Here is a 13,280-nt window from a genome sequence, read left to right as displayed (position 1 = left end):
TGCTTTAGAGATGTGTTAGGATAAAGTCGATTTTTAGTAAAATTATTAACTAAAAAGGTGTGAGCTCTTTTGGCAACCATTAAAGACATTGCCCGCGAAGCGGGTGTGTCTGCCGCAACCGTTTCAAGGGTTTTAAATAACGATCTGTCACTGTCCGTAAGCCCAGACACTAAAAACAGAATTTTTGGGGTTGCCGAGCAACTCGGGTATAAGCCTACCCGGCTGAGGCAATTAAAGCAGAATACGGAACGTGCCGGGAAAACGGTCTCCCTCCTGCTGTGGTGTTCTATTGAGGAGGAAAGAGACGATCCGTATTACGCTTCGATCCGCCGTGGAATCGAACTGCGCTGTGAAGAGCTTGGCCTGACGTTGGGCCAGACCTTGCGAGGCCGCTCATCCATCGGCACCCTGCAGAAGGCGGACGGTCTGATTGTTGTGGGCGGCGTTGACCCTGAAGAGGTATTCAAGCTTCATCCTGACAAGAACACCATTGTCCTTGTCGACCAGTACCATGAACAGCTGGAGTATGATTCTGTACGACTTCATTTCCGGCAAGCTGTTGATCAGGCACTCGGTCATCTACTTGAGCTTGGCCACCGACAAATCGGATTTATCGGCGGTAAGAGCGACGGTGAGCGAAGAGCGCATTATTTTGAACGATTCATGCGGGAACAGGGGTTGTACAATCCTCAATTCGTCCGTATAGGTACCTGGAGTACCGCGGATGGTTATCTCATGATGAACGAACTCCTAACCCAACAGGAACGACCGACAGCCTGCTTCGCTGCAAGCGATCCGCTCGCTATTGGTGCCCTCCGCGCCCTTCATGGACATGGAGTCAAGGTACCCGAAGATATGGCTGTTGTCGGCTTCGACGACATTGAGATGGCAGCCTTCGTGCAGCCTCCGCTAACCACTGTCCGTGCCTACCCTGAACAGATGGGAAAGGCGGCCGTGCAACTGCTCTCTGAACGGTTTGAGGGACGTGAACCACCTGCGTACAGCGTGATCGGGACTAAGCTTGTCATTCGGGAGAGCTCATGCAAAAAAGGCTAACATCAGTACTTGAGAGTCTTGTTGTCATTGATCAGTACCCTTACGTAAAACAATAATGATAACCCCCTAAGGAGTGAATATCATGAACATTCATGTTAACGAGGCGCTTGGTTTGTTTCATTTGCAGTCCAAGGATTGCAGCTATATTATCCAGCTTGTAGAAGGATATCCCGCACATGTCTATTGGGGAGCTCAACTTCATCATGACCAAAGTCTCGCAAGTATATTGGAGCTTAGGGAGCGTTGCTCCTTCTCTCCCACTCCCGTTTCTTCCAGCCGTACAATTTCTTTGGACACGCTTCCTCAGGAATACCCCCAGTATGGAACAAGCGACTTTCGTCAACCAGCTTACCAGGTTGCACTTGCGGACGGAACTCGGACTACGGAGCTGAAATATAGTGGTTACCGTATTGAACCGGGTAAACCAAAGCTCGAGGGACTTCCTTCCGTCTATACCGAATCGGATGATGAAGCCACAACCCTCTTTTTGATCCTTGAGGATCAATACTCGGGGCTTAAGACTACACTGCTCTATACTGTATTTGCGAACCACAGTGCTATTGCTAGGTCTGCTCTTTTTGAACAAAAGGGAAGCGCTACCATAAATATTGAACATGCCATGAGTGCCTCTGTCGACTTCGCCGATTCCAACTACCAAGCTCTCTACTTATCTGGAGCCTGGGTTCGGGAAAGACATATCCAACGCCGTGATCTCGGACCCGGCTCCATTCGGCTCGAGAGCCGACGGGGTTCCAGCAGCCACCAAATGAACCCCTTTCTGGCACTACTTCGTCCTGATGCGACTGAAGATCGTGGGGATGTGTACGGTTTCAGTCTAATCTACAGCAGCAACTTCGTCGCACAGGCAGAAGTAGAACAATTCAATCAGACTCGTGTAAGTATCGGAATCAATCCTTTTGACTTCTCCTGGCGGCTTGATCCGGGTCAGTCATTCCAGACCCCTGAAGCCGTATTGGTCTTTTCCGAGGAAGGTCTTGGAGGCATGTCACGCACCTATCACCGACTCTATCGCACACGTTTGTGCCGAGGGGCTTACCGTGACAAAGAACGTCCGATTCTCGTGAACAATTGGGAAGCCACGTATTTCGACTTCGACGCCGACAAAATCGAAGCGATTGCCAAGGAAGCAGGACCCCTTGGAATTGAGCTCTTTGTTCTAGATGACGGTTGGTTTGGTAAGCGCGACAACGATGACAGTTCGCTTGGAGACTGGTTTGAAGACCGTCGCAAGCTGCCTGGCGGGCTTGCTGACCTGGCAAAACGGGTTAATGAACAAGGATTACAGTTTGGCTTGTGGGTTGAGCCGGAAATGGTATCACCGGATAGTGAACTGTACCGCAGCCATCCCGACTGGTGCCTGCATGCGGAAGGCCGGCGGCGGACGGAAGGCCGATCCCAACTGGTGCTCGATCTCTCCCGCAAGGAAGTATGTGACTACTTGTATGAGACACTTAGCTCCGTATTCTCGATTGCTCCAATTACTTATGTCAAGTGGGACATGAACCGTAATATGACGGAGATTGCTTCGGCTACCGCTCCTAGTGAACGTCAAAAGGAAACTGCGCACCGATATATGCTCGGACTTTACGATTTGATGGAACGTCTGACCTCCCAGTTCCCGGACATCTTGTTCGAAAGCTGTTCCGGAGGCGGTGGACGATTCGATCCCGGAATGCTCTACTATATGCCGCAGACATGGACCAGTGACGATACCGATGCCATTGAAAGATTGGCTATCCAGTACGGCACAAGCATCGTGTATCCAGCCAGTACCATGGGCGCACACGTATCGAACGTACCAAATCACCAGGTGGGGCGAATCACCTCCCTCGCTATACGCGGCGACGTGGCAATGAGCGGGAATTTTGGCTACGAACTTGATCTAACTGCCTTTACAAATGAAGAAAAGGAGCTCGCTGCCAAACAAATTGCCCAGTATAAGGAAATTCGTTCCCTCGTACAGCAGGGAGATATGTATCGACTCCTTAGTCCATTTGAAGGTCGAGGCGATACCGCCTGGATGTTCGTTAGCGAGGACCAGTCCGAAGCTTTTGTCGCTTACTTCCGCGTACTAGCTGAACCGAATGGACCCATCCGGCGACTAACTCTAAAAGGACTTGATCCAGATAAAAAGTATATAATCGAACACGGAGCGACGGGCAACACAGCAGTCCATGCGGGTAATACCTTAGTGGAAGATGGCGGTTCCCCCTTCTGCGTAGCATTTGATGGCGAAATTTTTGGAGGTGACCGCCTAATGAAAATTGGGCTTGTTGTCTCGGATCTCTCTGGAGATTTCGCCAGCTCTACCTTCCGCCTTAAAGCTATCTCCAACTAATAACAAATGCAGTTAGCAACGGTGAATATCGATGAAAAAATTAAAACAAGGCAGTCCGATTTTCCGGCCTGCCTTGTTTTATAACTCTGGTCCCTGTAGATTAAAGACACACAAGAGATTGCCAAGCAATTGATCATTTAATAGCATCCTTGACTTTGATTCTCCATATCATATGATCAGAGCCTGCTCCCCAATAATCTTTTAATAAATAATCAGGAGTTCCAAATTTCTTTTTCCATATTTTCTGCGCAATACGATATCCACTATCTAAACAAAATTCTTCTACTCCTCTATTCTTCAGAGCCAAATACATTGATTTCAACAATAAATTCCCTACCCCAATCTTCTGGTAGTCAGGGTGAACAAATACAGTTCCTACCTCGCATAACTTTTTAAATGTATCACTGGTAGATTTACTTATTAGTTGACTTACTGGTCCATATTCAATAGAACCCATTATTTGATTCCGATCTACAGCGATTAAGAAATATCGCTGCTCACCGTGACTCTCCAAGTCACTTTCCAAATATAACCTCTTAGTATCAATTTCCTCCTCTATGTCTTCCAGCATATGACCAATGCCTTCTTTAGCAAACGTGTCTGTAATCACAACTCTAAACAATTCATTTAACTTTTCGATGTCCTTAATTTCCGGCCTTCTGATTTCGACATTATTCATCTAATTTCAGCCGATGTACGATTCAGTACGAGACGCTTTGAAAGTACACTATTCGGCAGCTCCATCAAACTTGTTATTTCATAAGTGGGTTGAATGCCAGACGTATTTGTTTTTCTGGAAGGGTTGAACCAACAGGTATCAATTCCATATTTGTTCCCTCCTTGAATATCAGAGGTTAAAGAATCGCCGACCATGAGAACCTTACTTTTATTAGAGATGGACAACTTGGTAAATGCGTAATCGAAAATACCAGCTTGTGGCTTTTGGCAACCCACTTCCTCTGAAATAATTACCTGCTCAAACACATCACGCAGCGGCGAAAGCTGAATTCTGGAGGTTTGCACCTCTTTGATTCCATTCGTAATGATCGCCAAACGACAGTCGGATAGTACATTACATAATTCAATCGCTCCGTCCATCAAAAAAGCACCTTCACCCAAATAACGTAAATAAGCAGCACTAAAGGCATCTGGATTGAAGTCTAGACCATGAACAGTAAATAATCGCTTAAACCTCTCGACCCGTAGCTGTGCCGAGGTAATATGTCCTTCCTCTGCCTCTCGCCACAACGAACTGTTGATTTCATCATAGCTGGATTTATACTCCGTGGCCCCTTGCGGCAATCCAAATTGGGCAAACGTATTATGTAGCGCATGACTCTCTGCCATTTTAAAATCAAACAGCGTGTCATCAACATCAAACAAAATAATTTCGTATTTCATAACGACCTCCATATCATTGCTTTACTAAATTGTTCAGTCCGCTTGATCCTTTGAGCTGTTCCAGATAGAAGTAGAACAAAAAACTAACAATACATTATTTCCTTTCGGTTATTATACAGAACCTAGTTAAGCCGTCAAGTCACTAATAACAAAATCATAGTATTTTGTCATCGGTGCAAAAGGTAAATAACGCTCAATAAGAAAGCCCGTAAAATGAAGGTGATTCTCATTTTACGGGCCACTGAGCATCTAAGAGGTGATTTAGCAAGAATCCTAGTGATCTTCATTAATCCATTCGACTAATGTTTGATCAAAACGATTAGGTTCTTCAAACATCGGGTTATGCCCACTATATTCAAAAACCACTTTTTTCACGTTCTCGTAGGTGTCATCGACCCTATCCCATAAAGAAACTGGCGCAACCAAATAATCATACCTTCCCAAACCAATAAATACGGATTTATGGATATCCGCTAAGGATTGTATCAAATTCATGTTTCCGAATACTTCTCCCCATAAATAATCAATGATAGGCATGTTCGTATATACATCATTCCATGTGTAAGCCGCATCATAGGCATAATCATAAAAGCTTTGAGCTCCCATACGTATACACATGTGAACAAATCTTCTATCAGGGTCTCTTTTGATATCTTCCTCTAATAAAACAATGTCCTTTTCAAAACGTTCCTTTCTTTCTGAACTGGCCGTTTCATTAAAGAAAGAAAAGCTTTGCCGTTGTCTTTCTTGGCTGTTTGTAGGTGCTGAATTTAAAAGTACCACTTTTTGAACATAGTCCGGGTATTGTTTAGCATATTCTAAAGCCATAAAAGCATGCCCGGAATGTCCTAATATGATAAATTCATTTAGATGAAGGCATTGTCTTGCTGTTTCTATATCATTAATAACTTTATCCAAAGTATAGTCTTCTGGTTTTAAAGCTCGAGTCGGTTTTGCAAACCCTCTATGATCCAGAAAAATAAACTGAAACTTTTTATATAAATGGTCTGAAAATAAGCGAGGATAATATACACTACTGCCGATCACCAATATCGGTCTTCCGTTACCTCTTATAGCATATTTCAGCTCAAATCCATCACTAATAACTGTTTGATAAGTGCTCATTTATAATCTCCTTTTCTTTTTTAAATCACTCCCTTTCCTATGTCTAATTCCCTTGTATTCTCCATAGAACGTTCCAACACTTCAACTCACCTCAGAAAGTACAATTTTATGAGAAAAGTTTAACATGTTTTTTTCAAAAACAAAACGGGTTTACTTTTGTCTTACTTGTCTTGACTTATGGGATTCATACTGGATTTTTGACAAGCATATCTTTTTGGAAACAAAAAAACCGCGATAATCGCGGTTTTTTATGTAGAGGTCATACTTTTATTTACTTGGCGACGTCCTACTCTCCCAGGACCCTGCGGTCCAAGTACCATCGGCGCTGGAGGGCTTAACGGTCGTGTTCGGTATGGGTACGTGTGGAACCCCTCCGCTATCGCCACCAAACATGAATTTACATCGTAAATTCTTTTTCAGGAATCAGCATCGCCAAATGCTGTGTGTTCGCTTGTTTCATATAAGCTACTTGAGCCTATACCATACAAAACTTACACCCTGAAAACTGGATCCGAAACTCATTTGCGTTTTATTCTTAGGATAAGCCCTCGACCGATTAGTATTGGTCAGCTCCATGCATTACTGCACTTCCACCCCCAACCTATCTACCTCGTCGTCTTCAAGGGGTCTTACATACTGGGAAATCTCATCTTGAGGGGGGCTTCACGCTTAGATGCTTTCAGCGCTTATCCCTTCCGTACATAGCTACCCAGCGGTGCTCCTGGCGGAACAACTGGTACACCAGCGGTACGTCCATCCCGGTCCTCTCGTACTAAGGACAGCTCCTCTCAAATTTCCTACGCCCACGACAGATAGGGACCGAACTGTCTCACGACGTTCTGAACCCAGCTCGCGTACCGCTTTAATGGGCGAACAGCCCAACCCTTGGGACCTACTTCAGCCCCAGGATGCGATGAGCCGACATCGAGGTGCCAAACCTCCCCGTCGATGTGGACTCTTGGGGGAGATAAGCCTGTTATCCCCAGGGTAGCTTTTATCCGTTGAGCGATGGCCCTTCCATGCGGTACCACCGGATCACTAAGCCCGACTTTCGTCCCTGCTCGACTTGTAGGTCTCGCAGTCAAGCTCCCTTCTGCCTTTGCACTCTTCGAATGATTTCCAACCATTCTGAGGGAACCTTGGGGCGCCTCCGTTACTCTTTAGGAGGCGACCGCCCCAGTCAAACTGCCCACCTGACACTGTCCTCGCACCGGGTCACGGTACCAAGTTAGAACCTAGATACGATCAGGGTGGTATCCCAAGGATGCCTCCTCTCAAGCTGGCGCTCAAGATTCTAAGGCTCCCACCTATCCTGTACAGATCGTACCCAAATTCAATATCAAGCTGCAGTAAAGCTCCATGGGGTCTTTCCGTCTTGTCGCGGGTAACCTGCATCTTCACAGGTATTAAAATTTCACCGGATCTCTCGTTGAGACAGCGCCCAAGTCGTTACGCCATTCGTGCGGGTCAGAATTTACCTGACAAGGAATTTCGCTACCTTAGGACCGTTATAGTTACGGCCGCCGTTTACTGGGGCTTCGGTTCATAGCTTCGCCCCGAAGGGCTTACCACTCCCCTTAACCTTCCAGCACCGGGCAGGCGTCAGCCCGTATACTTCGCCTTGTGGCTTCGCACAGACCTGTGTTTTTGCTAAACAGTCGCTTGGGCCTTTTCACTGCGGCCCCCTCGGGCTATTCACCCTACCGAGGCACCCCTTCTCCCGAAGTTACGGGGTCATTTTGCCGAGTTCCTTAACGAGAGTTCTTCCGCGCGCCTTAGAATTCTCTTCTCGCCTACCTGTGTCGGTTTGCGGTACGGGCACCTTCTCCTGGCTAGAGGCTTTTCTTGGCAGTCTGAGATCATGACCTTCGCTACTACAATTTTCGCTCCCCATCACAGCCCAGCCTTACGATGTGCGGATTTGCCTACACATCAGCCTCACTGCTTAGACGGACATCCATCAGTCCGCGTCACTACCCTACTGCGTCACCCCATCGCTCATAACGGATTACGGTGGTACAGGAATTTCGACCTGTTGTCCTTCGACTACGCCTATCGGCCTCGCCTTAGGTCCCGACTTACCCTGAGCGGACGAACCTTCCTCAGGAACCCTTAGGCTTTCGGCGGATCTGATTCTCACAGATCTTTTCGTTACTCATACCGGCATTCTCACTTGAATGCAGTCCAGCGCTCCTTACGGTACACCTTCAACCCGCATTCAACGCTCCCCTACCCCTGATGCAAAGCATCAAGCCATAGCTTCGGTGGTGTGTTTAGCCCCGTTACATTTTCGGCGCAGAGTCACTCGACCAGTGAGCTATTACGCACTCTTTCAATGGTGGCTGCTTCTAAGCCAACATCCTGGTTGTCTGTGCAACTCCACATCCTTTCCCACTTAACACACACTTGGGGACCTTAGCTGATGGTCTGGGCTGTTTCCCTTTCGACAATGGATCTTAGCACTCACTGTCTGACTCCCGGAACTAAATCTATGGCATTCGGAGTTTGACTGAGCTTGGTAACCCTTGCGGGCCCCGCACCCAATCAGTGCTCTACCTCCACGATTCTATTTCCGAGGCTAGCCCTAAAGCTATTTCGGGGAGAACCAGCTATCTCCGGGTTCGATTGGAATTTCTCCGCTACCCCCACCTCATCCCCGCATTTTTCAACATGCGTGGGTTCGGGCCTCCAGTGCGTGTTACCGCACCTTCACCCTGGACAGGGGTAGATCACCCGGTTTCGGGTCTACGTCCACGTACTCATTCGCCCTATTCAGACTCGCTTTCGCTGCGGCTTCAGCTCTTCACCTTAACCTTGCACGGGAACGTAACTCGCCGGTTCATTCTACAAAAGGCACGCCATCACCCATAGATCGGGCTCTGACTTCTTGTAAGCACACGGTTTCAGGATCTATTTCACTCCCCTTCCGGGGTGCTTTTCACCTTTCCCTCACGGTACTGCTTCACTATCGGTCGCCAGGGAGTATTTAGCCTTGGCAGATGGTCCTGCCGGATTCATACGGGGTTTCACGTGCCCCGCACTACTCGGGATCCGTCTCGGAGGGAACAAGTTTTGAACTACAGGGCTTTTACCTTCTCTGGCGGGCCTTTCCAGACCTCTTCATCTAACCGGTTCCTTTGTAACTCCATGTGAGACGTCCCACAACCCCAAGGAGCAAGCTCCTTGGTTTGGGCTAATCCGCGTTCGCTCGCCGCTACTGACGGAATCACTATTGTTTTCTCTTCCTCAGGGTACTTAGATGTTTCAGTTCCCCTGGTCTGCCTCTATTCTGCCTATGTATTCAGCAGAAAGTGACTGTCGATGAAGACAGCCGGGTTTCCCCATTCGGACATCCCCGGATCAAAGCTTGCTTACAGCTCCCCGAGGCCTTATCGTTGTTCGCCACGTCCTTCGTCGGCTCCTGGCGCCTAGGCATCCTCCGTGTGCTCTTTGTAGCTTAACCTAGTATTTACATCGTAAATACGATTTGCTCTGAATTTCGGTTCAACACTTACGTGTGAATGGAATTCAAGGCAGCTACCTTTATTTCACTTGTTTACACAAGATCAGCTTAAAGGAATATTCTAAAACGCAATTTCGTTTCGGTATCCAGTTTTCAAGGTGCAAAGCTGTAAACAACCAGCTTTTTTTGAGAGTTTGAGCTCTCAAAACTGAGCAACGAGTGAGTAGTTTTTGAAGCTTACGCTTCATATTTGAATGTTTCCATTGCAGGAAACGATTCTCCATAGAAAGGAGGTGATCCAGCCGCACCTTCCGATACGGCTACCTTGTTACGACTTCACCCCAATCATCTACCCCACCTTCGGCGGCTGGCTCCCTTGCGGGTTACCCCACCGACTTCGGGTGTTGTAAACTCTCGTGGTGTGACGGGCGGTGTGTACAAGACCCGGGAACGTATTCACCGCGGCATGCTGATCCGCGATTACTAGCAATTCCGACTTCATGTAGGCGAGTTGCAGCCTACAATCCGAACTGAGACCGGCTTTTCTAGGATTGGCTCCACCTCGCGATTTCGCTTCCCGTTGTACCGGCCATTGTAGTACGTGTGTAGCCCAGGTCATAAGGGGCATGATGATTTGACGTCATCCCCACCTTCCTCCGGTTTGTCACCGGCAGTCTGCTTAGAGTGCCCAGCTTGACCTGCTGGCAACTAAGCATAAGGGTTGCGCTCGTTGCGGGACTTAACCCAACATCTCACGACACGAGCTGACGACAACCATGCACCACCTGTCTCCTCTGTCCCGAAGGAAAGGTCTATCTCTAGACCGGTCAGAGGGATGTCAAGACCTGGTAAGGTTCTTCGCGTTGCTTCGAATTAAACCACATACTCCACTGCTTGTGCGGGTCCCCGTCAATTCCTTTGAGTTTCAGTCTTGCGACCGTACTCCCCAGGCGGAATGCTTAATGTGTTAACTTCGGCACCAAGGGTATCGAAACCCCTAACACCTAGCATTCATCGTTTACGGCGTGGACTACCAGGGTATCTAATCCTGTTTGCTCCCCACGCTTTCGCGCCTCAGCGTCAGTTACAGCCCAGAGAGTCGCCTTCGCCACTGGTGTTCCTCCACATCTCTACGCATTTCACCGCTACACGTGGAATTCCACTCTCCTCTTCTGCACTCAAGCTCCCCAGTTTCCAGTGCGACCCGAAGTTGAGCCTCGGGATTAAACACCAGACTTAAAGAGCCGCCTGCGCGCGCTTTACGCCCAATAATTCCGGACAACGCTTGCCCCCTACGTATTACCGCGGCTGCTGGCACGTAGTTAGCCGGGGCTTTCTTCTCAGGTACCGTCACTCTTATAGCAGTTACTCTACAAGACGTTCTTCCCTGGCAACAGAGCTTTACGATCCGAAAACCTTCATCACTCACGCGGCGTTGCTCCGTCAGGCTTTCGCCCATTGCGGAAGATTCCCTACTGCTGCCTCCCGTAGGAGTCTGGGCCGTGTCTCAGTCCCAGTGTGGCCGATCACCCTCTCAGGTCGGCTACGCATCGTCGCCTTGGTAGGCCTTTACCCCACCAACTAGCTAATGCGCCGCAGGCCCATCCACAAGTGACAGATTACTCCGTCTTTCCTCCCTCTCCCATGCAGGAAAAGGATGTATCGGGTATTAGCTACCGTTTCCGGTAGTTATCCCTGTCTTGTGGGCAGGTTGCCTACGTGTTACTCACCCGTCCGCCGCTAGGTTATATAGAAGCAAGCTTCTATATAACCCCGCTCGACTTGCATGTATTAGGCACGCCGCCAGCGTTCGTCCTGAGCCAGGATCAAACTCTCCATTAAAGACCAACCGAAGCTGGTTATCGAAAGAGCGATGAGCTCATGTTGAAACTGACGAGATAAAAATATCTCTTGTTCGCTTCCATTTCATACAACCTAATGGCATGTACCAAAATTTCTGCGTTGGATTTTGTAAACAAAATCCGTACTCACTCGTTGTTCAGTTTTCAAAGATCAAATCAACAGCCGTTTAACTGGCTGGATATATAATTTATCACGTGTATACCCATCAGGCAAGTTGTAATATTTACCAGTTTGCTAATTTGTATTTCTACACGGTGTAGTTTTTATTAAAACACTCCAACACACGATGATTTACCTGTAATAACCGAAACTCTCTTTTCTCCTACTTGAAGTGCAAAGTTGATCAGGTATAAACGTCATAAATCAGAAAAGCAGAAGCTCTTTATGTATTGGATGAGCTGCTGCTTTAGCTTTTATGATAAAAATCCTGAAATGTTCGTTTAGCTTAAAGCTGTAGCTAAATCCTGTATCAAAAGTTCAGCGGGCTCATGCCCTACAGCCAAGCGGATAAGCGATTCAGGCATGTGTTGTTTTTTTAGACTCTGCTTATTGAAGCCGTAGTTTGGTGAGATCACCTGACTCTCCATGGACCCCCAAGATACACCGATCCGGATCAGTCGCAGTTTATTGATCACTCTACATATATCCTCATAAGTCGAATCCTTTAGTTCAAAACTGAATAATCCGGCATAGCCTTTGAGCTGTCTACATGCGAGCTCATGTTGTGGATGAGAAGGGAGTCCGGGATGATTCACTTTGGAAATGGCCGGATGATCTGATAGAAAATGAGCAACCAACAAAGCGTTTCTCTGATGGGCTTCCATTCGGAGCGGGAGTGTTCTTAGCCCCCGAATGAGTAGCCAGGCTTCAAAAGGGCCTAACGAGCCGCCAATCAACTCATACTCTTCAGCATACATACGGTTTATTATCTCTTTAGAAGCGATCACTGCCCCTGCAATTAAATCATTATGACCACCCAAGTACTTGGATGCGGAGTGAACAACGATATCTACGCCCCATTCCAATGGTTTTTGGAAAAGGGGTGTAGCCCATGAATTATCTACGATTGTGCGTATACCCTTCGCTTTGGAAAGCGAAGTTACCTCCTGAATATTTACCATATCGAATGTGAATGAGGTAGGAGACTCCATAAGAATAGCTCGGGTCTGCGGTTTGATGGCACCAGCGACTGCTTCTGTTGAAGTCGAATGTACGATTGTATAGTCTATATGGAACCTCTTTAAATATTGGGCTAGGCTGACGGAGGTTTCATATATGTGTCCGACCAGAATCAGATGGTCCCCTGCGGACAAGCTACACATTAGCGCGGCGCTGATAGCAGCCATTCCGGAAGCAAAGCACTTGCAGTCCGCCCCACCTTCCAGCGCAGCAATCATTTGCTCTGCAATCTGAACGGTAGGATTGGTTCCCCTCGAATAGACATAATGCTCCTTTTCATTATTAGCTGCTTCAGCATAATCTTCGTAAGTATCAAAGAAAAATGGAGCAGTCTCATAAATAGGAGGAGCAGCAGCCTTAGCAAAATACCCTAGTTCGCCCTCAAATTTGAGACAGATAAGCTGATCATCCGAGAAACTCAAACCTGATCACCACTTTCTAAAAAATTTCAAACCCGTATGAGGTAGTCTCCTCAATCCGGAACTGAAATATTCTATAATGTAAACTCCTCTAGACCCTGTGGTGGTTGATTTGCGAAATTCGGAAAATTATGAGCCAAATGTTTTTCAATAAGTATCCAATTCATAAAAATAACGTATATTTTAGGTTGCAGGGCAAAGATAGGCTTTATCAAAAAAGAGGGGCTCACATGTGTTAACACGTTGGATTAGAAATGTTCTGAAACCTGGAAAAAGGTACACACAGGATATCGAAAAATCCAAACAGCAAGCCTCTTCAGAACCTATAAATCCATCATTAGCACATACTCTATCTTTGCTCAAATTAAAACTTGGGCAAAGTTCTGACTTTATTATTCGTGATTTTCCCGAAAGT

6 protein-coding genes and 3 rRNA genes are annotated in these 13,280 nt (G+C 47.2%); 2 read left to right on the top strand and 7 right to left on the bottom strand.

Annotated features, from left to right (window positions below; all coding sequences use genetic code 11):
- Positions 1–69 precede the first annotated feature (69 nt).
- On the top strand, positions 70–1,056 hold the full coding sequence (locus ACWGXJ_RS12265; RefSeq protein WP_235306353.1) for a LacI family DNA-binding transcriptional regulator: 987 nt from the start codon (positions 70–72) through the stop codon (positions 1,054–1,056).
- Positions 1,057–1,138: 82 nt separating this feature from the next.
- Positions 1,139–3,415, top strand: coding sequence for an alpha-galactosidase (locus ACWGXJ_RS12260; protein ID WP_452566843.1), 2,277 nt, complete (start codon positions 1,139–1,141; stop codon positions 3,413–3,415).
- 133 nt (positions 3,416–3,548) lie between these two features.
- Here the strand turns inward: ACWGXJ_RS12260 and ACWGXJ_RS12255 are convergent, their stop codons facing one another.
- The 7 genes from ACWGXJ_RS12255 to ACWGXJ_RS12225 all read right to left on the bottom strand — a co-directional run bounded on the left by ACWGXJ_RS12255 (position 3,549) and on the right by ACWGXJ_RS12225 (position 12,868).
- Positions 3,549–4,094: a GNAT family N-acetyltransferase gene (locus ACWGXJ_RS12255; RefSeq protein WP_452566842.1), complete on the bottom strand. Its 546-nt coding sequence runs from the start codon at positions 4,092–4,094 to the stop codon at positions 3,549–3,551.
- Positions 4,091–4,816, bottom strand: coding sequence for a YjjG family noncanonical pyrimidine nucleotidase (locus ACWGXJ_RS12250; protein WP_452566841.1), 726 nt, complete (start codon positions 4,814–4,816; stop codon positions 4,091–4,093). The genes ACWGXJ_RS12255 and ACWGXJ_RS12250 overlap by 4 nt, the downstream gene beginning before the upstream one ends.
- Positions 4,817–5,089: 273 nt before the next feature.
- A complete protein-coding gene (locus tag ACWGXJ_RS12245) occupies positions 5,090–5,941 on the bottom strand; it encodes an alpha/beta fold hydrolase (RefSeq protein WP_452566840.1) in 852 nt (283 codons plus the stop codon).
- 273 nt (positions 5,942–6,214) lie between these two features.
- Positions 6,215–6,331, bottom strand: a 5S ribosomal RNA gene (rrf, locus tag ACWGXJ_RS12240).
- A gap of 146 nt (positions 6,332–6,477) precedes the next feature.
- A 23S ribosomal RNA gene (locus tag ACWGXJ_RS12235) occupies positions 6,478–9,404 on the bottom strand.
- Between the two features lie 286 nt (positions 9,405–9,690).
- Positions 9,691–11,246, bottom strand: a 16S ribosomal RNA gene (locus tag ACWGXJ_RS12230).
- Together the 16S, 23S and 5S rRNA genes form the textbook arrangement of a ribosomal RNA operon.
- 461 nt (positions 11,247–11,707) lie before the next feature.
- Positions 11,708–12,868, bottom strand: a complete 1,161-nt coding sequence (locus ACWGXJ_RS12225) for a trans-sulfuration enzyme family protein (protein ID WP_452566839.1) — start codon at positions 12,866–12,868, stop codon at positions 11,708–11,710.
- Between the last annotated feature and the right edge of the window lie 412 nt (positions 12,869–13,280).

This window comes from Paenibacillus sp. S33, from assembly GCF_053615415.1.
This window is presented reverse-complemented; position numbering and strand designations above follow the sequence as displayed.

What these genes read in the sequence shown, in the direction of transcription:
- ACWGXJ_RS12260 (WP_452566843.1), top strand. Translation starts at nt 1,139, where the DNA reads ATGAACATTCATGTTAACGAGGCGCTTGGTTTGTTTCATTTGCAGTCC.
- ACWGXJ_RS12255 (WP_452566842.1), bottom strand. Translation starts at nt 4,094, where the DNA reads ATGAATAATGTCGAAATCAGAAGGCCGGAAATTAAGGACATCGAAAAG.
- ACWGXJ_RS12250 (WP_452566841.1), bottom strand. Translation starts at nt 4,816, where the DNA reads ATGAAATACGAAATTATTTTGTTTGATGTTGATGACACGCTGTTTGAT.
- ACWGXJ_RS12245 (WP_452566840.1), bottom strand. Translation starts at nt 5,941, where the DNA reads ATGAGCACTTATCAAACAGTTATTAGTGATGGATTTGAGCTGAAATAT.